This is a genomic window from Streptomyces bathyalis (assembly GCF_015910445.1).
Lineage (GTDB): Bacteria > Actinomycetota > Actinomycetes > Streptomycetales > Streptomycetaceae > Streptomyces > Streptomyces bathyalis.
Map to the genome: position 1 here is coordinate 6346485 of NZ_CP048882.1, position 26582 is coordinate 6373066.

Annotated in this window: 20 protein-coding genes and 3 rRNA genes; 14 read left to right on the plus strand and 9 right to left on the minus strand. The window is 67.0% G+C overall.

Going from position 1 to position 26582, the window contains the following annotated elements:
- Positions 1-54 precede the first annotated feature (54 nt).
- The gene (gene serB / locus G4Z16_RS27505; protein ID WP_197353309.1) at positions 55-1374 is read right to left on the minus strand and encodes a phosphoserine phosphatase SerB; all 1320 of its coding nucleotides are present in this window, start codon (positions 1372-1374) and stop codon (positions 55-57) included.
- 269 nt (positions 1375-1643) lie between these two features.
- Between serB and G4Z16_RS27510 the strand changes: the two genes are divergently transcribed.
- Positions 1644-4343, plus strand: coding sequence for an ABC transporter ATP-binding protein/permease (locus G4Z16_RS27510; protein ID WP_425508128.1), 2700 nt, complete (start codon positions 1644-1646; stop codon positions 4341-4343).
- A 150-nt stretch (positions 4344-4493) separates the two neighbouring features.
- On the opposite strand, the gene G4Z16_RS27515 is transcribed toward G4Z16_RS27510, so the two are convergent.
- Positions 4494-5171, minus strand: a complete 678-nt coding sequence (locus G4Z16_RS27515) for an aggregation-promoting factor C-terminal-like domain-containing protein (RefSeq protein WP_197353310.1) — start codon at positions 5169-5171, stop codon at positions 4494-4496.
- 371 nt (positions 5172-5542) lie between these two features.
- Between G4Z16_RS27515 and G4Z16_RS27520 the strand changes: the two genes are divergently transcribed.
- Complete coding sequence (locus G4Z16_RS27520; RefSeq protein ID WP_197353311.1) at positions 5543-6760, plus strand: GAF domain-containing sensor histidine kinase; 1218 nt, start codon at positions 5543-5545, stop codon at positions 6758-6760.
- The gene (locus tag G4Z16_RS27525; RefSeq protein ID WP_197353312.1) at positions 6753-7397 is read left to right on the plus strand and encodes a response regulator; all 645 of its coding nucleotides are present in this window, start codon (positions 6753-6755) and stop codon (positions 7395-7397) included. Before G4Z16_RS27520 ends, G4Z16_RS27525 begins: the two co-directional genes overlap by 8 nt.
- A 73-nt stretch (positions 7398-7470) precedes the next feature.
- Here the strand turns inward: G4Z16_RS27525 and G4Z16_RS27530 are convergent, their stop codons facing one another.
- Positions 7471-8340 (minus strand): hypothetical protein, encoded by an 870-nt coding sequence (locus tag G4Z16_RS27530; protein ID WP_197353313.1) that lies wholly within the window; start codon positions 8338-8340, stop codon positions 7471-7473.
- A gap of 106 nt (positions 8341-8446) precedes the next feature.
- Here G4Z16_RS27530 and G4Z16_RS27535 point away from each other — a divergent pair, with 106 nt between their 5' ends.
- The 4 genes from G4Z16_RS27535 to G4Z16_RS27550 all read left to right on the plus strand — a co-directional run bounded on the left by G4Z16_RS27535 (position 8447) and on the right by G4Z16_RS27550 (position 11599).
- Positions 8447-9238, plus strand: coding sequence for an ABC transporter ATP-binding protein (locus G4Z16_RS27535; RefSeq protein WP_197353314.1), 792 nt, complete (start codon positions 8447-8449; stop codon positions 9236-9238).
- A 21-nt stretch (positions 9239-9259) separates the two neighbouring features.
- On the plus strand, positions 9260-9685 hold the full coding sequence (locus G4Z16_RS27540; RefSeq protein WP_037975796.1) for an NfeD family protein: 426 nt from the start codon (positions 9260-9262) through the stop codon (positions 9683-9685).
- Between the two features lie 110 nt (positions 9686-9795).
- Positions 9796-10758, plus strand: coding sequence for an SPFH domain-containing protein (locus G4Z16_RS27545; protein WP_197353315.1), 963 nt, complete (start codon positions 9796-9798; stop codon positions 10756-10758).
- A 73-nt stretch (positions 10759-10831) separates the two neighbouring features.
- A complete protein-coding gene (locus G4Z16_RS27550) occupies positions 10832-11599 on the plus strand; it encodes a sulfite exporter TauE/SafE family protein (RefSeq protein WP_197353316.1) in 768 nt (255 codons plus the stop codon).
- Positions 11600-11692: 93 nt separating this feature from the next.
- Here G4Z16_RS27550 and G4Z16_RS27555 read toward each other — a convergent pair whose 3' ends face one another.
- Together G4Z16_RS27555 and G4Z16_RS27560 are read right to left on the minus strand one after the other, a co-directional pair.
- Entirely contained in the window at positions 11693-12232 is a 540-nt protein-coding gene (locus tag G4Z16_RS27555; protein ID WP_197354957.1) for an HNH endonuclease, read from the minus strand.
- Positions 12233-12639: 407 nt separating this feature from the next.
- A complete protein-coding gene (locus G4Z16_RS27560) occupies positions 12640-13176 on the minus strand; it encodes a YbhB/YbcL family Raf kinase inhibitor-like protein (RefSeq protein WP_197353317.1) in 537 nt (178 codons plus the stop codon).
- A gap of 110 nt (positions 13177-13286) precedes the next feature.
- Here G4Z16_RS27560 and G4Z16_RS27565 point away from each other — a divergent pair, with 110 nt between their 5' ends.
- Positions 13287-13727, plus strand: coding sequence for a barstar family protein (locus G4Z16_RS27565; protein WP_197353318.1), 441 nt, complete (start codon positions 13287-13289; stop codon positions 13725-13727).
- 43 nt (positions 13728-13770) lie between these two features.
- Here the strand turns inward: G4Z16_RS27565 and G4Z16_RS27570 are convergent, their stop codons facing one another.
- Positions 13771-14553 carry a sporulation protein gene (locus G4Z16_RS27570; protein ID WP_197353319.1) on the minus strand — a complete coding sequence of 261 codons (783 nt, stop codon included), beginning with the start codon at positions 14551-14553 and terminating at the stop codon, positions 13771-13773.
- Positions 14554-14724: 171 nt separating this feature from the next.
- On the opposite strand from G4Z16_RS27570, the gene G4Z16_RS27575 reads away from it, so the two are divergent.
- From G4Z16_RS27575 to G4Z16_RS27600, 6 genes are all read left to right on the plus strand, one after another.
- Positions 14725-15420, plus strand: a complete 696-nt coding sequence (locus G4Z16_RS27575; RefSeq protein WP_197353320.1) for a DNA-3-methyladenine glycosylase — start codon at positions 14725-14727, stop codon at positions 15418-15420.
- Between the two features lie 402 nt (positions 15421-15822).
- Positions 15823-17349: ribosomal RNA gene (locus G4Z16_RS27580) — 16S ribosomal RNA — on the plus strand.
- Positions 17350-17698: 349 nt separating this feature from the next.
- A 23S ribosomal RNA gene (locus G4Z16_RS27585) occupies positions 17699-20824 on the plus strand.
- A gap of 124 nt (positions 20825-20948) precedes the next feature.
- A 5S ribosomal RNA gene (gene rrf, locus G4Z16_RS27590) occupies positions 20949-21065 on the plus strand.
- Together the 16S, 23S and 5S rRNA genes form the textbook arrangement of a ribosomal RNA operon.
- Positions 21066-21649: 584 nt before the next feature.
- On the plus strand, positions 21650-21907 hold the full coding sequence (locus G4Z16_RS27595; protein WP_197355075.1) for a hypothetical protein: 258 nt from the start codon (positions 21650-21652) through the stop codon (positions 21905-21907).
- Positions 21886-22662, plus strand: coding sequence for a tetratricopeptide repeat protein (locus tag G4Z16_RS27600; protein WP_197354958.1), 777 nt, complete (start codon positions 21886-21888; stop codon positions 22660-22662). The genes G4Z16_RS27595 and G4Z16_RS27600 overlap by 22 nt, the downstream gene beginning before the upstream one ends.
- Before the next feature lie 84 nt (positions 22663-22746).
- Here the strand turns inward: G4Z16_RS27600 and G4Z16_RS27605 are convergent, their stop codons facing one another.
- From G4Z16_RS27605 to G4Z16_RS27615, 3 genes are read right to left on the minus strand one after another with little or no spacing between them, the layout of a single operon-like run.
- Entirely contained in the window at positions 22747-24564 is a 1818-nt protein-coding gene (locus G4Z16_RS27605) for an IucA/IucC family protein (protein ID WP_197353321.1), read from the minus strand.
- Positions 24561-25211 carry a GNAT family N-acetyltransferase gene (locus G4Z16_RS27610; protein WP_197353322.1) on the minus strand — a complete coding sequence of 217 codons (651 nt, stop codon included), beginning with the start codon at positions 25209-25211 and terminating at the stop codon, positions 24561-24563. Before G4Z16_RS27610 ends, G4Z16_RS27605 begins: the two co-directional genes overlap by 4 nt.
- Positions 25208-26572 carry a lysine N(6)-hydroxylase/L-ornithine N(5)-oxygenase family protein gene (locus tag G4Z16_RS27615; RefSeq protein WP_197353323.1) on the minus strand — a complete coding sequence of 455 codons (1365 nt, stop codon included), beginning with the start codon at positions 26570-26572 and terminating at the stop codon, positions 25208-25210. The genes G4Z16_RS27610 and G4Z16_RS27615 overlap by 4 nt, the downstream gene beginning before the upstream one ends.
- Positions 26573-26582 lie beyond the last annotated feature (10 nt).

Here is a 26582-nt window from a genome sequence, read left to right on the forward strand (position 1 = left end):
TTCGCCCCGCGCAGCCGGGCGTTGAGGCCGCCGCGGCGTCACGCGGCCGCGGATTCAGCCCTCGCCGGAGGGACGGCCCGCCTCCGCGCCCTCCCGCACCGGGCCGCCGTCCTCGGCGACCTCGTCCTCGCCGGTGCAGTCGGCGGCCTCGACCTCTTCCCGCGTCACCCCGAGCAGGTACAGGACGGTGTCCAGGAACGGCACGTTCACGGCGGTGTGGGCTGCCTCGCGCACCACGGGCTTGGCGTTGAAGGCGACGCCGAGCCCGGCCGCGTTGAGCATGCCGAGATCGTTGGCGCCGTCGCCGATCGCGACCGTCTGCGCGAGCGGCACGCCCGCCTCGGAGGCGAAACGGCGCAGCAGCCGCGCCTTGCCCTCGCGGTCCACGATGTCACCGGTGACGCGGCCGGTGAGCTTGCCCTCCACGACCTCCAGGGTGTTGGCGGCGGCGAAGTCGAGACCCAGCTCGTCCTGGAGCGCGTCGGTCACCTGCGTGAACCCGCCGGAGACGATGCCCACTTGGTAGCCGAGACGCTTGAGGGTGCGCACGAGGGTGCGCGCGCCGGGCGTGAGACGCACGTCCTTGCGCACCTTGTCGACGACGGAGACGTCCAGCCCTTCGAGCAGCGCCACACGCGCGTGCAGGGACTGCTCGAAGTCCAGCTCGCCGCGCATGGCGCGGGCGGTGACCTCCGCGACCTCGTCCTCGCAGCCGGCGTGTGCCGCGAAGAGTTCGATCACCTCGTCCTGGATCAGCGTGGAGTCGACGTCCATGACGACCAGCCGCTGCGCCCTGCGCTGCAGTCCGGAGGCGACCACGGCGATGTCGACGCCGTGCTTGGACGCCTCCAGCGCGAGCGCGGTGCGCAGCATCGGGGTCTCGGCGCCGGACACGTCGAACTCGACTGCCGTGACCGGGTACTTGGCGAGCCGGAAGATGCGGTCGATGTTCCCGCCTGTGGCAGTGATGCTCGCTGCGATGGTGGCCGTCGAACCGGCGGTGAGCGGCTGACCGAGCACCGTCACATGTGAACGGCCGGTCCCGCGCGGCTCGTTGTCGCCCCTGCCGGAGATGATCTCGGCCTCGAGGCCCATGGACTCGGCCCAGCCGTGGACGGTGGCCCTCAGTTCGCCCTCGCTCGCCGTGCCCTGCGCGGCGCCCGAGTCCTCGGCCGGTCCGGGGGCGGTTACCAGGGCGCACAGCGTGATGCGGCCACGGGTCACGAGCTGTTCGATGTCGACGACCTCCACGGCGAAGGCGGCGAGGGTCTCGAACAGACCGGCCGTGATGCCGGGCCGGTCCTTTCCGAAGATCTTCACCAGGAGGGTGGGGGTATCGGCGTACGAGGGCGGCGCGCCCGGCGATGTGGTCATGGTGCTTCAACCGTATCGCTGAGGGGCGCGGGAGACCCCCGGGGGGCTTGCGGTCGTGGGCGGGCTCTCCTCAGGGCTCCCCGTGCCCAGCGAGCGCCGTGAGCAGCTCTCTTTCCCGCCCGGTACAGGCCCGTCCCCGGCCCGTCACAGCTGACGTGGGGTTGTGACATGGGGCGACTTCCTGTCCAGGGCCCGGGCCTGAAATAGTTCCCAACGATGTTCGCCATCCCTAGGCTCCCCGCGCAGGGAGTCACTCGGGGGACAACTTTGTGGGGCATGGAGTGCCGGAACTCGTACTGGAATTGAACGGCAGGACCTGGACGCTCGAACCGTCCAGACCGTATCGCGTGGGGCGCGATCCGCAGGGGGACGTGGTGATCGACGACGCCAGGGTCTCCTGGCGGCACGCCACCATCAGATGGGGCGGTCACAGCTGGGTCATCGAGGACCAGGGGAGCACCAACGGCTCGTACGTACAAGGGCAGCGCATCCAGCAGACGGAGCTCCGCCCCGGCATGACCGTACGTCTGGGCAACGCCACCGACGGACCGAAGCTCGACCTCTCGGGAGGCGGAGCGGCGCAGGCTCCCGGCGGTGACGTCCAGGGAGCGCGGACGCCAGCGCCGGAGCCGCAGCGGCAGGGAGGCGGGCACCCCCAAGCATCGCCGGCCGGTGCCATGCAGGCACCACCTCAGCAGCACCAGCAGGCGCAGCAGCCCCAGCAGCAACCGCAGGCCTGGCAGCAGCAGCCACAGCCGCACCAGCCACCACAGCAACAGCCGCAGCAGAACCCGGGCTGGCAGCAGCCGCCCGCCCAGCAGCAGCCGTTCCAGCACCAGCAGGCCGCAGTGCCGCAGCAGGGCTACCAGGGCCAGCAGCCGATGCACCCCCACCCGCAGCAGGGACGCATACCGCAGCAGGGCGCACCCCGCCAGAGCCCGCCCCCCTCGGGGCAGGGCGGCGACCGCAGCCCCACCACCTTCCACCAGCTCTCCCTCGGCAGGGTGATGCGGATCGGCCGTGCCCTGGAGAACGAACTGGTCGTCTCCGACCTCCAGGTCTCCCGGCACCACGCCGAGTTCCGCGCCTCGCCCGACGGCCGCTTCGAGATCCACGACCTGGGCTCGCACAACGGCACGTACGTCAACGGCCAGCCACTGCCCAAGTCGGGCTCCACGGTGATCACTCCGCAGGACACCGTGGGCGTCGGCCACTCCACCTTCCGGCTGGTCGGCGACCGGCTCGAGGAGTTTGTGGACACCGGAGAGGTCACCTTCTCCGCCCGCCACCTCACCGTGAAGGTCGACAACGGGAAGGTGATCCTCGACAACGTCACCTTCGGCGTCCCCGAGAAGTCGCTCGTCGGCGTCATCGGCCCGTCCGGCTCCGGCAAGTCGACGCTGTTGCGCGCGCTGACCGGCTACCGCCCGGCCGACGTCGGCGAGGTCCTCTACGACGGCCGGAACCTCTACCAGCACTTCGCCGAGCTGCGACAGCGCATCGGCCTCGTGCCGCAGGACGACATCCTGCACAAGGAGCTGAGGGTCCGCACGGCGCTGCGCTACGCGGCCCGGCTGCGCTTCCCCGGCGACGTCGCGGAGGCCGAGCGCAACGCCCGCGTCGAGGAGGTGCTCGCCGAGCTGAAGCTCGACGTGCACGCGGACAAGAAGGTCACCTCGCTCTCCGGCGGCCAGCGCAAGCGCGTCTCCGTCGCCCTGGAACTGCTGACCAAGCCGTCGCTGATCTTCCTGGACGAACCCACCTCGGGGCTCGACCCGGGCATGGACCGCGACGTGATGCAGCTGCTGCGCGGCCTCGCCGATGACGGCCGCACGGTGCTCGTCGTCACCCACTCCGTGGCCGAACTGGGCCTGTGCGACAAGCTGCTGGTGATGGCCCCCGGTGGAGGCGTCGCCTACTTCGGGCCTCCCGAGGAGGCGCTGAACTTCTTCGGGTACGGCACGTGGGCGGACGTCTTCTCGGCGTTCGAGAACTACCGCGACTACGACTGGATGGGCCGCTGGCACGGCTCGCAGCACTACCAGATGTACGCGGCGGACCTCGACTCCGTCACCCCGCAGCAAGCCTCGCAGGTGCATGCGCCGCCGGCCCGGACGCAGAAACCCCAGAGCTGGGGCTCGCAGTTCTGGACGCTGGTGCGCCGCTACGTGTCGGTCATCGCCTCCGACAAGGGCTTCCTCGCGCTCACGGTGATCCTGCCCGTCGTCCTCGGCGGGGTCAGCACGCTGATCCCCAGCGACTTCGGCCTGGGTTACGGCCCGTTGAAGAACGGCCGGACGAACCGCGACGCCAGCACGATCATGCTCATCATCGCTGTCGGAATGTGCTTCTCCGGCGCCGCCAACTCCGTACGTGAGCTGATCAAGGAACGCGTCATCTACGAGCGCGAACGGGCAACCGGCCTCTCGCGGTCCGCGTATCTGATGAGCAAGGTCCTCGTGCTCGGGATCGTCACGGCCCTGCAGGGCGTGATCATCTCCGCCATCGGGTTCGCCCCGCGCGAGCTGCCCGCCGAAGGCGTCATCGGGGAGAACCTCCCCGCCCTCGAGATGACCCTCGCCGTGATCACTCTCGGCTTCACCTCGATGATGTTCGGCCTGATCATCTCCTCGCTGGTGAAGACGGCCGAGAAGACCATGCCGCTCCTGGTCATGTTCGCCATCGTCCAGGTGGTCTTCACCGGCGTGCTCTTCCAGCTCTTCGACACCCCGGGCGTGGGCCAGTTCTCCTGGCTGATGCCTTCGCGATGGGCCGTGGCCGCGATGGGCGCGACGGCCGACATGAACACGCTGCTGCCGTGGGAGAAGGGCAACCCGGACCCGCTGTGGGAGCACACGGCCGGCACGTACGTGCTGGACATGGCCGTCCTGCTGGGCCTGGGCATCGCCCTGGTCTTCGTCGTGGCGAGGCTGCTGCGCCGCCACGAGCCCGAGGTCATGCGCAAGTAGCGACCGGGGCCGGGCCCGGATCGATCCGGACGACGGGCTCCGGACCCCGCAACGCGCCAGGAGGCGGCGGCATCACAAGAGGATGCCGCCGCCTCCGGCGTGTGCGCCACTACGAGCGGAGCCGTTGCCGCGTGCCCGTGCGGCCGCTGCTCAGTACCAGTTGTTGGACTGCCAGAAGGACCACGCGCCGCAGGGGCTGCCGTAGCGGTCCTTCATGTAGTTCAGCCCCCACTTGACCTGCGTGGCGGCGTTGTTCCGCCAGTCCGGGCCGGCGGAGGCCATCTTGGAGCCGGGCAGAGCCTGCACGAGCCCGTACGCGCCGCTGGGGTTCTGCGCGTGCACGTTCCAGCCGCTCTCCTTCTCGACGATGTTCGAGAAGCACTGGAACTGGGTCTCGTCGCCGATGATCTGCCGGGCGATCTGCTGCGGCGAGCCCGAGGGGGACTTGACCTTGCTCCGCTCCGCGGAGCGGCTCGCTGCGAGCTCACGCTCCCGCTCGGCCTTCACGGCGGCCTCGTGCCGTGCCTTCGCGCGGGCTTCGGCCTTCTTGCGGGCCTCGGCCTTGGCGTGTGCGCGTGCGCGGTCGTTCGCGGCAGAGGTCTGAGCGTCGATGCTCGCCTTCTGCTCGGCCGGGCTGTCCGCGGCAGTCTGCAGTGCGACGGGCTTGGCCGCCATCTCCGGTCCGGCAGTCACGCTCCCGCTGCTCTTCTGACCTGGCACGACGGTGAAGGCGAAAGCCGTGACACCGACGGCTGCGGCTCCGGTCGCCGCAGAGATCTTGTGCAGACGGGACAGCCTGCCGTGGCGTTCGGGATTGGGAACGCTCATGGGAGGAAACCTCTTCCAGTTCGCGGACCGCAGCGACGGTGGCCGCTGCGGCGGCAGTCATTCTCAGCTGCCGTCAGTCACCGGGCAAAAATCACCATTACTAACCTTGGTAGTGGATTTGGAGCAGAGCGGATGCCTTGACGTGCAAGCGCTGCACGTCCGGTCAGTGGACAACGTCTACTAAGTACGTTCGTACGTGATCTGGGTCCTATGCGGCGACTCACACCGCACACCCGGTTACTTTTACGCAGTGTGTAGTTGCGATAAACGCAGGGTCACACTGCTGGTCCCAGGTCCTAGGACTCCGGACCCCCGTCCAGGTCCCGCCCCGGGCCGATCCGAAGGGCTCTGCGCGCGGGTACCGTGACGGCATGCTCCGCAGCTCCGGGCTCGCCGCGGTCAGCGCCGCGATCCTCTCCATGAACAGGCAACTCGAGGTCCGCGACGTCCTGCAGACGATCGTCTCCTCGGCCCGTGAGCTGCTGGACGCCGAGTACGCGGCCCTCGGCGTGCCCGACGACCACGGCGGCTTCGCGCAGTTCGTGGTGGACGGGGTGACGGACGAACAGTGGAAGTCCATCGGGCCGCTGCCCCGTCAGCACGGCATCCTCGCCGCGATGCTCCAGGAGGCCACGCCCCAGCGGCTCGCCGACGTACGCAACGACACGCGCTTCGGCGGCTGGCCCCGCGCGCACCCGGAACTCGCCGACTTCCTCGGGATGCCCGTCGCCGACGGCGAGGAGGTGCTCGGCGCACTCTTCCTCGCGAACAAGAGGTGCACGCCCGCCGCCGGCGCGGAGTCCCCGGCGCACGGACAGGAGGCCGACCGCGGCGAATCGGCGGCCGGTGGGGGAGCGGCGCCGGTGCGCGGCTGCGCCTTCACCGAGGAGGACGAGCAGCTGCTGCGCCTCCTCGCCCAGCACGCCGCCATCGCGCTCACCAACGCCAGCCTCTACGAGCGCAGCCGTGAACTGACCATCGCCGGGGAGCGCGCCCGTATCGGAACCGACCTGCACGACGCCGTCGCCCAGAAGCTCTTCTCCCTGCGCCTCACGGCACAGGCCGCCACCGCGCTGGTCGACCGGGACCCGGCAAGGGCCAAGAACGAACTGCACGAGATCGACCGTCTCGCCGCCGACGCCTCCGAGGAGCTCCGCGCCGCCGTCGTCGAACTGCGTCCCGCGGCCCTCGACGAGGACGGCCTCGTGGCCACGCTGCGCACCCAGACGCAGGTGCTCGACCGCGCGCACTCCGCCGAGGTCGGGTTCGTCGCCGAGGGCACGGTGCGGGCCTTGCCCGCCGCACAGGAGGAGGCCCTGCTGCGTGTCGCGCAGGAGGCCCTCCACAACGCGCTGCGCCACGCGTCCGCCTCGCGGGTCGGAGTCACCCTCACCTACGCGGCTGCGGGGGCGCGGCTGCGCGTGGCCGACGACGGCCGCGGCTTCGACCCGCAGGCCGTGCGCAGGGCCGGACGGCACCTGGGGCTGGTCTCGATGCGCGACAGGGCGAGCGGCGTCCGCGGAACCCTGACCGTCGACTCCGAGCCCGGCAAGGGAGCGGTCGTGGAGTTGGAGGTGCCCGGTGGCTGATCCGATCCGAGTCCTGATCGTCGACGATCACCAGGTCGTGCGGCGCGGACTGCGCACCTTCCTGGAGGTCCAGGACGACATCGAGGTGGTCGGCGAGGCCGCCGACGGCGACGAAGGCGTCGCACGCGCCGAGGAGTTGCGCCCCGACATCGTTCTCATGGACGTGAAGATGCCCGGCACCGACGGCATCGAGGCGTTGAAGGAGCTGCGCCGGCTGCAGAACCCCGCCAGGATCCTCGTCGTCACCAGCTTCACCGAGCAGCGCACGGTCGTGCCCGCGCTGCGCGCCGGAGCCGCAGGCTACGTCTACAAGGACGTCGACCCCGACGCACTGGCCGGTGCCATCCGCTCCGTACACGCCGGCCACGTGCTCCTCCAGCCGGAGGTCGCGGGAGCGCTGCTCTCGGACGAGGCGGGAAGCGGCGCAGGCGCCGGGCGGGGTTCCGTGCTCACCGAGCGGGAGCGCGAGGTGCTGGAGCTGATCGCTGACGGGCGTTCGAACCGGGAGATCGCCCGTGTGCTGGTGCTCTCGGAGAAGACGGTCAAGACGCACGTGTCGAACATCCTGATGAAGCTCGACCTCGCCGACCGCACGCAGGCGGCCCTGTGGGCGGTGCGCCACGGGCTGACGAGCTGATGGCCGGGCGGCGGGCGGGGTGACCAACCGTTGCGCCTGCCGCCTCACCCCATGGCGTTGTGGCCCTGCGGCCTCACGACTCCCACGACTTCCGTTCGAGCTCCTCCGCGTAGGCGTTGTACGCGGCGACCTGCGCACGCCTGGCGGTCCGTTCCACCGGCCGCAGAGCCTCCGCGCGTGCCGCGATCTGCGAGGCGCTCACCGCGCCGCCGTGTTCACGGCCGTCACCGCCCTCGCCGCCGCCTCCGCGGCGCCCGGTCCCGTCCTCCTCCCCGTAGGCGATGGCGACGAGCGCCCGCACACGCTGCGCCAGTTCCAGCACCCGCACCGCCCGCGGCGGATACCCGGGTGCCAGAAGCTGCCTCCCGGCCTCCATGCGCGCCCGGTAGGTCTCCAGCGCTGCGGCCGCCACCGGGCCGGAGCCCGCCACGTCCAGCTCCGTGAGCACCTCGGTCGCGTCGCGCATCGCCTCGGCCAGTTCGCGCTCGGCCTCGCTCAGCGACGGCACGTCGGCGGGCGGCGCCTCCCGTACGGACAGGCAGTGCCAGGTGACCTCCGAGTGCACATCCCCCTCGGGCCCGGCCTCGTACAGCTCGGGCACCAGCCCCACGCCCGCGCCCGCCGCGATCACGGCCTCACCGGCGTCCAGCGCCCGGGAGTTGAACTCCGGCGGCCCGCTCAGCCCCAGCGGATGCCCCGGCACCGGCAGCGCGACCCGCAGTCCCCGCGCCCCCATGGACCGCAGACGGCCGAGAGCGAGAGTCAGGCCGACAGGCTCCGGCTCGGAATCCGCGTACGGACCCGGCGAGGCGGGAAGCCCCACAACGCGGTGCACCACGTCGTCGCCGACGATCCGCTGCGCGGCATCGTCAGGGGAGACGAGTGCGGCGAACAGAGCGTTTCCCCAAGCGGCCAGGCGCCCCGAACGAGGTTCATCGAGCATGACCCCAGCCTAGGGAACGGACCCTCGAACGCGTGGCGTAGGTTTGGCTGGGGACTCTGCTCACAAGGCATGAGTAACGGCGACTGCATTGGGAGACAACGCGCTCATGAGCGAAGTACTGGAGCTGGTGGACGTATCAGTGGTCCGCGACGGCCACGCTCTGCTGGACGATGTCTCCTGGTCGGTCAAGGAAGGCGAGCGGTGGGTCATCCTCGGCCCCAACGGTGCCGGCAAGACCACCCTGCTCAACCTCGCCTCCAGCTACCTTTTCCCCAGCAAGGGCACTGCCACCGTCCTCGGCGACAGGCTCGGCGCCGTCGACGTCTTCGAACTCCGGCCCCGCATCGGCATGGCCGGCATCGCCATGGCGGACAAGCTGCCCCGCTCCCAGTCGGTGCTGCGGACGGTCCTCACGGCCGCGTACGGAATGACGGCGCACTGGCAGGAGCAGTACGAGGACGTGGACGAGGACCGCGCACGTGCCTTCCTCGACCGGCTCGGCATGACCGAGTACCTCGACCGCAAGTTCGGCACGCTCTCCGAGGGCGAACGCAAGCGCACCCTCATCGCGCGGGCCATGATGACCGACCCCGAGCTGCTCCTCCTGGACGAGCCCGCGGCCGGGCTCGACCTCGGCGGGCGCGAGGACCTGGTGCGCAGACTGGGCAGGCTGGCACGTGACCCCTACGCGCCGTCGATGCTGATGGTCACTCACCATGTCGAGGAGATCGCCCCGGGGTTCACGCACGTCCTGATGATCCGTCAGGGACAGGTGCTGGCCGCCGGACCGCTCGAGACGGAGCTGACCTCGCGTAATCTCTCACGCTGCTTCGGGCTGCCGCTCGTCGTCGAGAACCGCGGTGAGCGCTGGACCGCTCAGGGTCTGCCCCTCAGCTGATCGCGCGCCTAACATGGTCGTGTGGATGCATGGATCTGGTGGTTGATAGCCGCCGTTGGGCTGGGGATTCCACTCGTACTCACAGCGATGCCCGAATTCGGCATGCTCGCGGTGGGCGGCGTCGCCGGATCGATCACGGCCGGGCTCGGCGGCGGGATGGTGGCGCAGGTCCTCGTCTTCGCCGTGGTCTCGTCGGCCCTGATCGTCGTCGTACAGCCGATGGCACGCCGCTCGCGCAGGCAGCACCCGAAACTCAGCAGTGGCGTCGATGCGCTGCGGGGGCGTCAGGCGACCGTGCTGGAGCGCGTGGACGGGCAGGGCGGCAGGATAAAACTCGCCGGCGAGGTCTGGTCGGCACGGGCCCTGGACTCGGGGGAGGCCTACGAGCCGGGCTCACAGGTCGACGTGGTGGAGATCGACGGAGCCACGGCGGTCGTGATGGGATGATCGGCAGAAGCTAACCTCAACATCCGCGAGCGCACGGCGACTTGCGGTGGGACGATTGTTGTCGTCGGTCCTGGCGACGTCATATCAGAGACAAAGACGCAGGGGGGCGGATGGACGCCATCATCATTGTCCTGATCATCCTGGTGGTGCTGGTCTTCATCGCACTCATCAAGACGATCCAGGTCATTCCGCAGGCGAGCGCCGCCATCGTCGAGCGCTTCGGCCGCTACACCCGCACCCTCAACGCGGGCCTGAACATCGTGGTCCCCTTCATCGACACGGTCCGCAACAGGGTCGACCTGCGCGAACAGGTCGTGCCCTTCCCTCCGCAGCCCGTCATCACCCAGGACAACCTGGTCGTCAACATCGACACGGTCATCTATTACCAGGTCACCGACGCACGCGCGGCCACGTACGAGGTCGCCAGCTACATCCAGGCGATCGAGCAGCTCACGGTCACCACGCTGCGCAACATCATCGGCGGCATGGACCTGGAGCGGACCCTCACCTCCCGCGAGGAGATCAACGCCGCGCTGCGCGGTGTGCTCGACGAGGCCACCGGCAAGTGGGGCATCCGCGTCAACCGCGTCGAGCTGAAGGCCATCGAGCCCCCGACCTCCATCCAGGACTCGATGGAGAAGCAGATGCGCGCCGACCGTGACAAGCGCGCGGCGATCCTCCAGGCCGAAGGTGTGCGGCAGTCGGCGATCCTCACCGCCGAGGGCGAGAAGCAGTCCTCGATCCTGCGCGCGGAAGGTGAAGCCCGCTCGGCCGCGCTGCGCGCCGAAGGTGAGGCACAGGCCATCCGCACGGTCTTCGAGTCCATCCACGCCGGTGACCCGGACCAGAAGCTGCTCTCGTACCAGTACCTCCAGATGCTCCCGAAGATCGCCGAGGGCGACGCCAACAAGCTCTGGATCGTCCCGAGCGAGATCGGCGACGCCCTCAAGGGGCTCGGCGGTGCCCTTGACGGTTTCCGGCCCGGTGGCGGCAACGGCGGAGCCGCCAGCAGCGGCGGAGGCTCGGCCGCCGGCATGGTGAAGCCGCCGAGGGAGAGCCCGAAGCTCGACTGACCCCCGGAGACGCACGCTCCGAGCCCCTCCGGCATGATCGGTGTGTACGGCACTGATCTCGAAGGGGCTTCGCGTGACCATCTGGGAGGCGGTGGCGGTCTGCGCGGCGGGCATCGGGGCGGGCGCCCTCAACACCGTCGTGGGCACCGGCACCCTGATCACCTTCCCGGTGCTGCTCGCCGTCGGCCTCCCGCCCGTCACCGCCAACGTCTCGAACGCGCTCGGTCTCGTCCCCGGCTCTGTCAGCGGCGCGATCGGCTACAGACGCGAGCTGCGCGGGCAGCGGCGACGCGTGTTCCTGCTGGGCGGTGTCGCGTTCGTCGGTGCGATGACGGGGGCGGCCCTGCTGGTTGCTCTGCCCTCCAGCGCGTTCGACATGATCGTCCCCGTCCTCATCGGTGCGGCGCTGCTGATGGTGGCCGTACAGCCGTGGCTGACCCGTCTCGCACAGCGCCGCCGCGAGAAGCGAGGCAGGACTGCGCGCACCGACGGCGGCGTCCCGCTGTCGACGGGAATGCTCTTCGCCAGCGCATACGGCGGCTACTTCGGTGCCGCCCAGGGCATCATCTACCTCGCCCTGATGGGGATGTTCCTCGACGAGGACCTTCAGCGGATCAACGCCGTGAAGAACGTACTCGGCGCGCTCGTCAACGGCACCGCTGCCGCCTTCTTCCTGTTCGTCGCCGACTTCGACTGGACGGCAGTCCTGCTCATCGCCGGGGGCAGCGCGGTCGGCGGCCAGTTCGGCGCCCTCGTGGGGCGCAGACTTCCGCCGGCCGCGCTGCGGGTGATCGTCATCGCGATCGGCACGCTGGCGATCATTCAGCAACTGCTGCGCTGAGAACCGGAGTTCCGCGCCTCTTCCTCTTCTGCTCGCGGTCGTCTGCCGAGCGTCTCCGCCACCCTCCGACGGGGCTCCGCCGAGCCTGGCCGGTCAGGCCGTGGCGGGCAGCGCCGGCTCGGAGACGGACGCCCCGGGCACAGCGAGCCAGTCCGGAAGACCGTCCCCGTCCTTGAGGCCGAGGGCGAGCAGCAGCGCGTCGGCCGGGGTCGGCTCGAAGGGCTTCACCGCCAGAGCCATCCCGGCCTGTGCGGGCGTGCGGTCCGCCTTCCGGTGGTTGTCCGCCGCGCAGGCCGCGACCGTGTTGAGCCAGGTGTCGCCCCCGCCCTGCGAACGCGGCACCACGTGGTCCACCGTGGTCGCCCGGCGCCCGCAGTACGCACACCGGTGCCTGTCCCTTACGAGGACACCGCGCCGGGACCACGGCGCCCGTTGTCGGAACGGCACCCGCACGTATCTGCAGAGTCTGATCACCTGCGGCACAGGAAGATCGATGTTCGCCGCCCGCACACGGAGGCCGGGGTGGGCGTGTTCCACGACTGCCTTGTCCTGCATGACCAGCACCACGGCCCGGCGCAGCGACACCGTGGACAGCGGCTCGAAGCTGGCATTCAGGATGAGCGTCTCGCGCATCCCCTCCACCTCCCGTTTCCTCCCGCCCTTGCGGCGGTGGCCCCACTCTGCCGTCGTGGTCATCCCCGGACAACGCAATTTCCACCCGCCGTACGGGAGTCGACGACGAGCCTGCGGCGTGGTGAAAGGGAAAGGAATAATGCGGCGGGAAGAAATCCGGAGAGCGAGAAATGGGAAAGCGAGAAACGCGAGCGGCCGGGCGGAGCGGTCCTGCCGAGCCGGGTGAAGCCGAAGGGCAGCCGGCGCGGTCGCCGGCCCCGGGCCAGGCTCCGGCAGACGGCAGGCGCAGACACAAGCGCCCCGCCGTCCCCGCACTGCGGTGCCGACTGCCCGCCACCACTGTGCGATCCCGGAACGGCGGGACGCAAAGGATTTTCAGGCCCGAGACCCGGGCCCAATCCCTGGGATCAGCCCCCGACTTCCTCGTGCAGACCGATCAACTGGGCACGCCCGATCGCCTTGAAACGAAGGTTGAAACCGACGAAGGCGGGAGAGGCGTCACCGTCCGGGCCGAGCTTCTCGTCCTGGACGGCGTAGACCGTGAATACATAGCGGTGCGGTCCGTCCCCGGGCGGCGGCGCGGCCCCGCCGAAGTCCCGGGTGCTGAAGTCGTTCCGTACGTGAATCGCACCTTCGGGCATCCCCTTCATGTCACCGCTGCCGGCACCGGCGGGCAGCTCCGTCACGGAGACGGGGATGTCGAAGACGCACCAGTGCCAGAAGCCGCTGCCCGTCGGGGCGTCGGGGTCGAAGCACGTCACGGCGAAGCTCCGGGTCTCCGCGGGGAAGCCGTCCCAGCGCAGATGGGGCGAGGTGTTCCCCTCCGAATAGAGCTGGTCCGGCCGCAGCCGCCCGCCCTCCGACACGTCCTCACTCACCACCTCGAACGAGGCGACGGGCGGATGGAAGTCGTGCGGGAGCGGCGGTTGCTTCTGGTCGGTCACGTCGGTACCTCCTGATGGCGCGAATCGCTGCACCGGCCAGCCTAACCAGCCCCTGTCGTGGTCTTTGTCACCATGGACCCACGACGAGACCTCGAAGCGGTGGTGCGACGATGACCAGTCCCGTGGAACTGCCCGAACTTCCCGAACTGCCCGACGCAGGGCTGCCGGGGCTGTTCGAGGGCACCGTGCCCCCCGGCGTGTACCGCTGCGACTCCGTCGGCCCACACGTCCTGATGCAGGCGGACGCCGCGAACTGGACCGGAGCGGTGATCGATCTCAGCGACGTCACCGACAAGGCTGAATTCATGAACCGATGTGCCACCGGCCTCGAACTGCCCGGCTGGTTCGGGCACAACTGGGACGCGCTGGCCGACTCCCTCACCGACCTCTCCTGGTGGGGAGAGACCGGCGGATACGTGCTGATGACCGCCGGCTGGCCGGGCTTCGAACAGGCCGACCCCAAGGCCGCCGCCACCGCCGTGAACGTCTTCACGGCGGCGGTCGGCTACTGGTCGGTGCGGGACGCACCGCTGTCGGTGCTCCTCGGCTGACCCACGCTCGCACCGGCGCCCGGCGGCGGCAGCGGCCCCGGACTCACAGCCAGTTGCGGCGCCCCCCGACCTCCGTGAGCCACTGGTTGATGAAGGCCGTCCAGTCCGTCTGGTGGAAGTCGGTCAGATCCACCTGGAACGCGCGGTAGGAGTCGCTGCCGCTGGTGAAGAGGCCCGGCGTCTTGTCCATCTCCATGACGACGTCCATCTGACGGCCGTCCGCCACGAACGACAGCTCGACCTGCGACAGCCCCCGGTACTGCTGCGGCGCCAGGAACTCGATCTCCTGGTAGAAGGGCAGCTGCTGGCGCGTACCCCGGATCCGCCCCTTCTCCATGTCGGCCGTCTTGAAGCGGAAGCCGAGTGTCCCGAAGGAGTCCAGGATCGCCTGCTGCGCGGGGAGCGCGTGGACGTTCACGGGGTCGATGTCCGTGGAGTCGACGGCCTGGGCGATCGCGAGCTCCGTCGAGACCCCGATGTGCATCCCCGTGAGCTGCTGCCCCATGAACATCGTGATCGGCGTCTCCCACGGCACGTCCAGCCGGAACGGAACGGTGTGCCGGGCGCCTTCCTTCAGGTCCAGAGCACCCCCGAGCTGCTGCCTGCCGAACTCGATGTTCTGCTTCAGCTCACCGTCGTTGGTCTCCACCTCGACCTTCGCCATGAGCCCGACGGACAGGCCCTGGATCTGCTGGTCGACGGAGCCGGCCTCGATGTGCACCTCCCCCTGTACGACGCCGCCCGGCACCACGTTCGGCTCGTGCAGCACGGTGTCCACCGACGCACTCCCGACCCCCAAGCTTGCGAACAGCTTCTTGAAACCCATCTCTCAAGTCCCTCCCAGGTACTTCCTGTGCGTCTCTTCTGATCACTCGTGACGTGCTCGGCACTTCGCTACGAGGTACGCCCGGCGACGTCCGACGGTTCCAGCATCAGAGCAGGATGATCGACGACCGGCTTGAAGCACAGACCTCCGGCTCCGTTACCCTCTGTCGGCATGATCACCGGCGGAGACCGTACGCGAGGGAACGACGACAGCCACACACCGCTGCCCCGTTCGTTCTTCGACCGCCCTGTCCTCGAGGTCGCGCCCGAACTACTGGGCCGCTACCTCGTACGCACGGCACCCGACGGGCAGATCGTTCTGCGCCTCACGGAGGTGGAGGCGTACGCGGGAGAGGCCGACCCGGGTTCGCACGCCTACAAGGGCCGCACACAGCGCAACGCCACGATGTTCGGACCTCCCGGGCACGCGTACGTCTACTTCATCTACGGCATGTGGTTCAGCCTCAACCTCGTCTGCGGAGCCGAGGGCCATGCGAGCGGGGTGCTGCTGCGCGCCGGCGAGATCCTCACGGGCGGGGAGCATGCGCGGAAGCGACGCCCGAAGGCGCGGAAGGACACGGAACTGGCCAAGGGCCCGGCCCGGCTGGCCACGGCCCTGGACGTGGACCGAACGCTGAACGGCACGGATCTCTGCGGCACGGAAGAGCATGCACCGCTCCGCATACTGGCTGGTGAGGCCGCTGCCGGCACACAGCTGCGCAGCGGTCCCCGGACCGGTGTGGGGGGAGCGGGGGCGATGCATCCGTGGCGCTACTGGATCGACCAGGACCCCACGGTGAGTCCTTACCGGCCACATCAACCCCGGCGCCGCCAGAGGTCACTTGACTCTGAAGGTCGGAAGATCTAACGTTGACAGAGTCGCTGAAACCGATAGGTAGTAGCCACGGCCTCGAAGCCGAGGAAACTCATCGGATGCGATCAAACACTACCTACGATTTCCCCAACGGGGTTCGTTTTTGGTGCGCCAAAAACTGGCCTCAAGACTCCGATTAGGAGTCGGGCGAGGAAATCCGCTAACGTAGTGACACCGAGAGGGAAGCGCCCGGAGTGGCCTGTGACAGGGTTGTGATGGAAGCGTCCGTTCTTTGAGAACTCAACAGCGTGCCAAAAGTCAACGCCAGATATGTTGATACCCCGCATCCCCGGGTTTTTGGGGGTGTGGATTTCTTTGATGACAGCGAGGACGCTGTGCACGACTGGGATTATTCCTCCTGGTTGTGCCGCTCTTTGTGGTCTGTCTTTTGAGGCATTCACGGAGAGTTTGATCCTGGCTCAGGACGAACGCTGGCGGCGTGCTTAACACATGCAAGTCGAACGATGAAGCCTCTTCGGGGGTGGATTAGTGGCGAACGGGTGAGTAACACGTGGGCAATCTGCCCTGCACTTCGGGACAAGCCCTGGAAACGGGGTCTAATACCGGATACTACTTCCTTGGGCATCCTTGGGGGTGGAAAGCTTCGGCGGTGCAGGATGAGCCCGCGGCCTATCAGCTTGTTGGTGGGGTGATGGCCTACCAAGGCGACGACGGGTAGCCGGCCTGAGAGGGCGACCGGCCACACTGGGACTGAGACACGGCCCAGACTCCTACGGGAGGCAGCAGTGGGGAATATTGCACAATGGGCGGAAGCCTGATGCAGCGACGCCGCGTGAGGGATGACGGCCTTCGGGTTGTAAACCTCTTTCAGCAGGGAAGAAGCGCAAGTGACGGTACCTGCAGAAGAAGCACCGGCTAACTACGTGCCAGCAGCCGCGGTAATACGTAGGGTGCGAGCGTTGTCCGGAATTATTGGGCGTAAAGAGCTCGTAGGCGGCCTGTCACGTCGGATGTGAAAGCCCGGGGCTTAACCCTGGGTCTGCATTCGATACGGGCAGGCTGGAGTTCGGTAGGGGAGATCGGAATTCCTGGTGTAGCGGTGAAATGCGCAGATATCAGGAGGAACACCGGTGGCGAAGGCGGATCTCTGGGCCGATACTGACGCTGAGGAGCGAAAGCATGGGGAGCGAACAGGATTAGATACCCTGGTAGTCCATGCCGTAAACGTTGGGCACTAGGTGTGGGCGACATTCCACGTTGTCCGTGCCGCAGCTAACGCATTAAGTGCCCCGCCTGGGGAGTACGGCCGCAAGGCTAAAACTCAAAGGAATTGACGGGGGCCCGCACAAGCGGCGGAGCATGTGGCTTAATTCGACGCAACGCGAAGAACCTTACCAAGGCTTGACATACACCAGAAAGCTGTGGAGACACAGCCCCCCTTGTGGTTGGTGTACAGGTGGTGCATGGCTGTCGTCAGCTCGTGTCGTGAGATGTTGGGTTAAGTCCCGCAACGAGCGCAACCCTTGTCTCGTGTTGCCAGCAGGCCCTTGTGGTGCTGGGGACTCACGGGAGACTGCCGGGGTCAACTCGGAGGAAGGTGGGGACGACGTCAAGTCATCATGCCCCTTATGTCTTGGGCTGCACACGTGCTACAATGGCCGGTACAATGAGTTGCGATGCCGTGAGGTGGAGCGAATCTCAAAAAGCCGGTCTCAGTTCGGATTGGGGTCTGCAACTCGACCCCATGAAGTCGGAGTCGCTAGTAATCGCAGATCAGCATTGCTGCGGTGAATACGTTCCCGGGCCTTGTACACACCGCCCGTCACGTCACGAAAGTCGGTAACACCCGAAGCCGGTGGCCCAACCCCTCGTGGGAGGGAGCCGTCGAAGGTGGGACTGGCGATTGGGACGAAGTCGTAACAAGGTAGCCGTACCGGAAGGTGCGGCTGGATCACCTCCTTTCTAAGGAGCACCAAGACTCTTCCCTCCGCGGCCTCGTCGCGGGAGGAGAGTCCAGGAGCCACTTCGTCGGCGAGTGTCCGACGGTGGTCTGCTCATGGGTGGAACGTTGACTATTCGGCACCGTCCTGTGGGGCGGTTGTGAGTACTGCTTCGGCGTGGAAAGCAATCGGTCTGTGCGGGGTGGTGTTGGGCGCGCTGTTGGGTGTCTGAGAGTGCGGGCGCCGCCGCTGTTGTGTTGGTGGTGGTGTGTGTCTCTTGGTTGCCGGCCCTGGTGTACTCAGGCTTTGTGTCTGGGGTGGTGGGTGGCTGGTTGTTGTTTGAGAACTGCACAGTGGACGCGAGCATCTGTGGCCAAGTTTTTAAGGGCGCACGGTGGATGCCTTGGCACCAGGAACCGATGAAGGACGTGGGAGGCCGCGATAGGCCCCGGGGAGTTGTCAACCGAGCTGTGATCCGGGGGTGTCCGAATGGGGAAACCCGGCAGTCGTCATGGGCTGTCACCCGCATCTGAATGTATAGGGTGTGTGGAGGGAACGCGGGGAAGTGAAACATCTCAGTACCCGCAGGAAGAGAAAACAACGGTGATTCCGGGAGTAGTGGCGAGCGAAACTGGATGAGGCTAAACCGTATGTGTGTGAGACCCGGCAGGGGTTGCATGTACGGGGTTGTGGGAGTTCTCTTGATCGGTCTGCCGGCCGGTCGGCGAGTCAGAAATTGTTGATGTAGGCGAAGGGTATGCGAAAGGCCCGGCGTAGAGGGTAAGACCCCCGTAGCTGAAATGTCGGCAACTTGTTTGAGGACCACCCGAGTAGCATGGGGCCCGAGAAATCCTGTGTGAATCTGGCGGGACCACCCGTCAAGCCTAAATATTCCCTGGTGACCGATAGCGGATAGTACCGTGAGGGAATGGTGAAAAGTACCGCGGGAGCGGAGTGAAAGAGTACCTGAAACCGTGTGCCTACAAGCCGTGGGAGCGTCGCACAGGGAGTTTTCTTCCTGTGTCGTGACTGCGTGCCTTTTGAAGAATGAGCCTGCGAGTTTGCGGCATGTTGCGAGGTTAACCCGTGTGGGGGAGCCGTAGCGAAAGCGAGTCCGAAGAGGGCGTTTGAGTAGCGTGTTCAAGACCCGAAGCGGAGTGATCTAGCCATGGGCAGGGTGAAGCGGAGGTAAGACTTCGTGGAGGCCCGAACCCACCAGGGTTGAAAACCTGGGGGATGACCTGTGGTTAGGGGTGAAAGGCCAATCAAACTCCGTGATAGCTGGTTCTCCCCGAAATGCATTTAGGTGCAGCGTCGTGTGTTTCTTGCCGGAGGTAGAGCACTGGATAGGCGATGGGCCCTACCGGGTTACTGACCTTAGCCAAACTCCGAATGCCGGTAAGTGAGAGCGCGGCAGTGAGACTGTGGGGGATAAGCTCCATGGTCGAGAGGGAAACAGCCCAGAGCATCGACTAAGGCCCCTAAGCGTGTGCTAAGTGGGAAAGGATGTGGAGTCGCAGAGACAACCAGGAGGTTGGCTTAGAAGCAGCCATCCTTGAAAGAGTGCGTAATAGCTCACTGGTCAAGTGATTCCGCGCCGACAATGTAGCGGGGCTCAAGCACACCGCCGACGTCGTGTCACTCCAACATGAGGGCTAACGCCTGTTGGGGTGGGTAGGGGAGCGTCGTGTGCCGGGTGAAGCAGCCGTGGAAGCGAGTTGTGGACGGTATGCGAGTGAGAATGCAGGCATGAGTAGCGATACATACGTGAGAAACGTGTGCGCCGATTGACTAAGGGTTCCTGGGTCAAGCTGATCTGCCCAGGGTAAGTCGGGTCCTAAGGCGAGGCCGACAGGCGTAGTCGATGGATAACCGGTTGATATTCCGGTACCCGTGGCAGTGCGCCAACGCTGAATCAGGTGATGCTAAGCCCGTGAAGCCCCCAGTGGTGTCCTTCGGGATGCTGCTGGTGTGGTGGAGCCGGCGGACCGAGCTTGTAGTAGGTGAGTGATGGGGTGACGCAGGAAGGTAGTCCAGCCCGGGCGGTGGTTGTCCCGGGGTAAGGGTGTAGCTCGGGGAGTAGGCAAATCCGCTCCCTGTTGAGGGTGAGACCTGATGCCGAGCCGATTGTGGTGAAGTGGATGATCCTATGCTGTCGAGAAAAGCCTCTAGCGAGTGCTGTTGCGGCCCGTACCCGAAACCGACTCAGGTGGTCTGGTAGAGAATACCGAGGCGTTCGGGTGAACTATGGTTAAGGAACTCGGCAAAATGCCCCCGTAACTTCGGGAGAAGGGGGGCCACGGCTGGTGATCCCACGTGCTGGGGGAGCTGGTGGTGGCCGCAGAGACCAGCGAGAAGCGACTGTTTACTAAAAACACAGGTCCGTGCGAAGCCGTAAGGCGATGTATACGGACTGACGCCTGCCCGGTGCTGGAACGTTAAGGGGACCGGTTAGTCACATTTCGGTGTGGCGAAGCTGAGAACTTAAGCGCCAGTAAACGGCGGTGGTAACTATAACCATCCTAAGGTAGCGAAATTCCTTGTCGGGTAAGTTCCGACCTGCACGAATGGCGTAACGACTTCTTGACTGTCTCAACCATAGGCCCGGTGAAATTGCACTACGAGTAAAGATGCTCGTTTCGCGCAGCAGGACGGAAAGACCCCGGGACCTTTACTACAGCTTGATATTGGTGTTCGGTTCGGTTTGTGTAGGATAGGTGGGAGACTGTGAAGCATTCGCGCCAGCGGGTGTGGAGTCGTTGTTGAAATACCACTCTGATCGTGCTGGATGTCTAACCTGGGTCCGTGATCCGGATCAGGGACAGTGTCTGGTGGGTAGTTTAACTGGGGCGGTTGCCTCCTAAAATGTAACGGAGGCGCCCAAAGGTTCCCTCAGCCTGGTTGGTCATCAGGTGGTGAGTGTAAGTGCACAAGGGAGCTTGACTGTGAGACTGACGGGTCGAGCAGGGACGAAAGTCGGGACTAGTGATCCGGCGGTGGCTTGTGGAAGCGCCGTCGCTCAACGGATAAAAGGTACCCCGGGGATAACAGGCTGATCTTCCCCAAGAGTCCATATCGACGGGATGGTTTGGCACCTCGATGTCGGCTCGTCGCATCCTGGGGCTGGAGTCGGTCCCAAGGGTTGGGCTGTTCGCCCATTAAAGCGGTACGCGAGCTGGGTTTAGAACGTCGTGAGACAGTTCGGTCCCTATCCGCTGCGCGCGTAGGAGTCTTGAGAAGGGCTGTCCCTAGTACGAGAGGACCGGGACGGACGAACCTCTGGTGTGCCAGTTGTTCCGCCAGGAGCATGGCTGGTTGGCTACGTTCGGGAGGGATAACCGCTGAAAGCATCTAAGCGGGAAGCCTGCTTCGAGATGAGGACTCCCACCCCCGTGTGGGGTTAAGGCTCCCGGGAGATGACCGGGTTGATAGGCCGGATATGGAAGACCCGTGAGGGTTGGAGTTGACCGGTACTAATAAGCCGAGGGCTTGACCACAGATTTGCTCGCGTCCACTGTGCGGTATCTGAAACAACAACCCCATGTTGTTCAGCTGGTTTTAATTGAAGAGTGCGCTGACACACACATGAGTTTTCCCCGGCCGTTGTGCCGGGGGGTGTGTTTCGGTGGTCATAGCGTGAGGGAAACGCCCGGTTACTTTCCGAACCCGGAAGCTAAGCCTTACAGCGCCGATGGTACTGCATGCGGGAGCGTGTGGGAGAGTAGGTCACCGCCGAACTATTATTAAGGGCCCGTGGCCCACAGCGTGCATGCGCTGTGGGCCACGGGCTTTTTTTGTTTTCGATATTGCAAGTGTGCGGGCCTCGCAGAGAGGTCCCGTACCGCAGACAGGAGTCACGTCGATGTCCACCGATTCGCCAGACGATCGGCCTGAGCCCCGTCCTCGTCGGTCCGGTCCGGGGAGCGGCGAGGACCGTCCCCGTGGGGGAAAGCGCGATGGGCGCGCGGGAAGCGGCGAGAACCGTGGGCGGAGCGGCTACCGACGCGATGACGGACGTAGGGACGGCCGGCGTGACGAGGGGAAGGACCGCGACAGGCCGCGCGGGGGTGGCTTCCGTCCAGGTGGGCGGAGCGACGACAAGAAGGGTCAGCCCGAGAGGCGGGGCGAGAGCCGCGGTGGCGGGCCCCGGCCGGACAGGAGCCGCTCTGGCGGTCCTCGGCCGGACAAGGGCCGTTCTGGCGGGCCGCGCCAAGGCCGTCGGGACGACAGCCCGCGTGGCCCGCGCCGGGATGACGGACCGCGTGGGACCCGTCGGGATGAGGGCTCGCGGGGGCCCCGCCGGGATGATGAGCGCGGCACGAGTGGTGGTCGGCGTCCTTACGGTCAGGGCGGCGGCCGTGGTCGGGATGATGAGCGGGGCGGGAGTGGTCGGCGTCCTTATGGTCAAGGCGGGGGCCGTGGTCGGGACGATCGGGACCGGCGTGGTGGTTTCCGGGGGCGCGACGACCGCGGAGGGCCCTCTCGAGGCCCCGGCCGGGACGATCGCCGGGAAGGCCGCCGGGACGACAGGCGTCTGGACCGCGATGCGCCGAAGCGGCTGCCCATCGACGATGACGTGACCGGTGCCGAGATCGACAAGGACGTCCGGCAGGAGCTGATGAGTCTGCCGAAGACGCTCGCAGAGGACGTCGCGAAGAACCTCGTCATGGTTGCCAGGCTTCTGGACGAGGATCCGCAGGCGGCCTACGGCTATGCGCGCGTCGCTCTGCGGCTGGCTTCCCGTGTGCCGTCGGTGCGTGAGGCGGCCGGCTTCGCCGCGTACGCCGTGGAGAAGTACGCCGAGGCGCTGGCGGAGTTCCGTGCCGCACGGCGGATGACGGGGCTGCAGCACCTGTGGCCGGTGATGGCCGACTGCGAGCGCGGCATGGGCCGGCCCGAGAAGGCCCTCGCGATGGCCGGCGAGCCCGAGGTGCAGAAGCTGGACAAGGCCGGGCAGGTGGAGATGCGTCTCGTCGCGGCGGGGGCCCGTCGGGACATGGGCCAGGCCGAGGCTGCCGTGGTGACTCTGCAGAGCCCCGAGCTCGCGTCCGGTTCCCAGCAGCCGTGGACTGCCCGCCTGCGCTATGCGTATGCCGACGCTCTGCTGGAGGTCGGCCGCGAGGACGAGGCGCGGGAGTGGTTCGCCAAGGCGCTGGAGGCCGACCAGAGCGGGTCGACGGACGCGTCGGACAGACTGGCCGAGCTCGACGGAGTGGAGTTCATCGACGCCCTCGACCCGGATGCGGAGGAAGACGGCGTCGAGAATGACGCTCCCGAAGGTGAGGCTCCTGAGGAAGAGACCTCCGCGGACGGCGGCGGCACCACGTCCGAGTGAGCCGGGGGAGCAGCCGGAAGACATGAGGAGGCGGGAGCCCGCAGCGGGCTCCCGCCTCCTCTCGTGTCCAGGAAGGGACGGGGACTACGGGGCGAAGCGCGCCAGCGGGTTCTCGAGCTCGCCGACGAGCTGGAGTGCGCCCGCCGGATCCTGCAGGTCCACCATCTGCTGGTTGTTGCGCAGCTGAAGGCGGTTGAGGCAGGAGAGCGCGAAGGTGTCCGCGAAGAGGTCGTAGCGCTCGAAGCGTTCGGCCAGGTGCGGTGCGGACTTCTGGTAGTCGCGGACGCAGTCGGCGACCGCGGACCAGAACGCCTCCTCGTCCAGCGTTCCGTTGCCGGCGAGGATCCCGTTGAGGAAGCGCAGGAAGCAGTCGAAGACGTCGGTGAAGATGGAGAGGAGCTTCTTCTCCTCCGGTACGTCGGCGCGGATGCGTTCGACCTCCGGGGGGAGTTCGGCGTCCGCGCTCATGACCGCCACCTCTTCGGCGAGGTCCTTGAAGATCGCCCGTTTGGGGACGCCGTCCTCGTCGAGGACGAGGATGACGTTCTCGCCGTGCGGCATGAAGACCAGGTCGTACTCGTAGAAGCAGTGCAGAAGCGGCGTGAGATACGCATCGAGGTACCGGCGCAGCCAGGTCGCCGCGTCCAGGCCCGACTGCTCGATGAGCGAGGTGGCCAGGGAGGCGCCCTCGGCGTCGGTGTGGAGCAGGGACGCCATCGTCGCCGGCCGCTCACCCGGTGCGAGAAGCGGTACGGGGCTCTCGCGCCACAGGGCGGCGAGCATCTTCAGATACGGGGAGCCCTTGGCGGCGGCCGCTTCGTAGGGTGCGGGGTGGTAGCCGACGGCGGCGCACTCGCGGAGCACCGAGAGGCCCGTCTCGCGCAGCACGTCGTCCTCGGAGATGAGGCGGGCCAGCCAGTCGTTGATGGCGGGCGTGGCCTTCATGTACTCGGCCGAAAGGCCGCGCAGGAAGCCCATGTTGAGGACGGACAGGGCCGTCTTCACATAGTGCTTGACCGGGTTGGTGGCGTTGAAGAAGGTCCGGATGGACTGCTGGGCGAGGTGCTCGTCGTCCCCGTGGCCGAGGCAGACGAGATTGCGGCGTGCGACCTCGGCGGCGAAGGTGACGGACAGCTTGTTCCACCACTGCCATGGATGGACGGGGATGAGGAAGTAATCGTCCAGTTCGAGGCCTTCCTCCTTCATCGCGGCGGAGAAGCGGCGCAGCGTCTGCGCGGACAGCTCCGAGAGCAGCAGCTTGTCGTAGCTGAGGTCCGCGGCCGCGGTGAAGGTGGCGTGGTCGCGGTGGGCGGCGACCCAGATCAGCCGTACGGGGGCGCCGGCTTCGGGCGCGTAGGCCAGGTATTCGGCGATGTCGAAGCCGAGGCGGCCGTTGTTGGCGACGAAGCACGGGTGACCTTCGGTCATGCCCGCCTCGATCTCCTGGAAGCCGGAGCGGGCCAGCCGGTCGGCGCTTACGGGTGTACGGGCCAGCTTGAACGCCGTGCTGGAGAGGGTGGAGCTGATCTCTTCGAGATAGACGGGCAGGATCTCCGCACCCAGGCGCAGCGAGTCCCGCAGTTCGGTGATGAACGCGAGGGCGTCGAGGGGCAGTTGGCTGCCGTCGCGGTGGCGGGTGATGCTGCCGGCGTCGATCTGCCAGTGGTCGAGGGCGAACTGCCGTGCGGTGAACCGGTATTCGGTGGTGCCGTCGTCGCTGTTGACGGAGTACCGGTCCGTGGGCTGCCCGTCCTGCGACGGTATCGGCGCCGGCGTGAGAAGCCGTTCGTGGGTGAACTCGGCCAGCGCCTTGCGTACGAGCAACCGGTTGGCCAAGTCCCAGCGCTCGGGCGTGAGATGGGCGACTGCCTCGCGTGGGGAGAGGGATGTGGGGGTGGTCATCGGTTCTTCGTCTCTCCTGGGTTCTCGCGGGTACCGCCGGCCTCTCGGGTCTCAAGGGCCTTGCGTGCGTCCTCGAACTGCTCCCGGGTGCACATGCTCAGGTAGGCGTCCTTCTCGGGCTTGGCGATGGTGCGCTCGATGCGGAAGCCGACCGCTTCGTTGAGTGCGTGCACGGCGGTGTTGCGCACGTCCGGTTCGACGACGACCCGGCGGGTGTCCGGGTCGGCGAAGAGCATGTCCATCACGGTGGTGATCACGGCGAGGGTGAAGCCGTGGAGGGGGGTGTTGGTCGGAGCGCACAGGAAGTGCATGCCGACGTCGCCTGTCTGTGCCTCGTAGAGGCCCTTGAGCTCCACGTGTGCGGGGTCGTAGCGCTCCATGAGGAAGCGCGGCTCGCCCTCGTGCAGTCCGAGGTAGGCGTCGTGGTGCTCGGAGGCGGCGATGTTCATGAACTCCCGCTCCACGTCGGTGAGCGACGCCTCCTGCATCAGCCAGAAGGCCGACTTCGGGTCGGTGACCCAGGTGTGCAGCAGTTCGGCGTCGCCCGCCGGGTCGACGGGCCGCAGGGCGAAGCGGCCCAGGTGCGGGTCGGTGCGGGTGTGCACGGTGGCGGTGGCTCCGCCGGAGTTTGTACGGGCGCTGCTCATGGGTGCGGAACCTCCGTCCGGGTGGCGGGCGCCGGCGCCGCGTCGGGCACGGGGGCGCTGAAGTCCTGGAAGGCGATGGACTGTTCGATCGGGTAGTACTCGCGGCCGAGCAGTTCGCGGATGATGCACGAGTTGCGGTACGCGGCCATGCCGAGGTCCGGCGTGACGAAGCCATGGGTGTGCAGTTCGGCGTTCTGCACGTAGATCTCCCGGCCGGCGCTCATGCCGTTGTCGACGCGGTAGTTGCGCCGGACGTCGAAGCGGCCCTGCTCGTCCCATTCGACGCGGTCGGCGATGGGGGCGAGGAACTCGGGCGTGCGATAGCGGTATCCGGTGGCGAGGACGAGTCCCTCGGTGGTGAGGGTGAAGTCCTGCTTCTGCTCCTCCTGGCGCAGGCCGAGGGTGTACGAGCCGGCAGCGGCGTCGTAGGAGGCGTCCGTCAGCGAGGTGTTGGTCATCAGCCGCGTCGGGCAGGGACCGCCGATGCTCTTCTGGTAGAGCAGGTCGAAGATCCCGTCGATCAGCTCGGTGTTGATGCCCTTGTAGAGGTTCTTCTGCGAGGCGACGAGTTCGTCCCGCGTGGCCGGCGGGAGGCTGTAGAAGTAGTCCACGTACTCCGGGGAGGTCATCTCCAGCGTCAGCTTGGTGTATTCGAGCGGGAAGAAGCGCGGGGAGCGGGTGACCCAGGTGAGGTGGTAGTCGTGGCCGCCGATCTCCTGGAGCAGGTCGTAGTAGATCTCGGCGGCGCTCTGGCCGCTGCCGACGACCGTGATGGACTTCTTCTTCTGCAGCTGAGCCTTGTGCTCCAGATAGCGGGAGTTGTGTATGAAGTCCCCGCCGAGGCCGCGGCATGAGTCCGGGATGTGGGGCGGCGTGCCGGTGCCGAGCACGAGCTTCCTGCTCCGGTACGTGCGCTGCTCCCCGGCAGCGAGGTCGTCGGCGCGGACGACGTACACCTCTTCGCCCTCGTCGAACTCGACGCTGCTGACGCGGTTTCCGAACCGCACCGAATCCAGCTTCCCTGCGGCCCAGCGGCAGTAGTCGTTGTACTCGGCCCGCAGCGGATAGAAGCTCTCGCGTATGTAGAACGAGTAGAGGCGGCCGGACTCCTTCAGATAGTTGAGGAAGGAGAAAGGCGAGGTGGGATCGGCGAGGGTGACCAGATCGGACATGAACGGGGTCTGCAGCGTGGCGTCTTCGAGCAGCATGCCCGAGTGCCAGTCGAACTCGGGCTTGTCGTCGAGGAACAGGCCGTCAAGCTCGCCGACCGGTTCGGTCAGGCAGGCGAGGCCGAGATTGAAGGGGCCGAGGCCGATGGCTATGAAGTCGTGTACGTGGGTGGTGTCTTGTGGGGTGGACACAAAGGTCTCC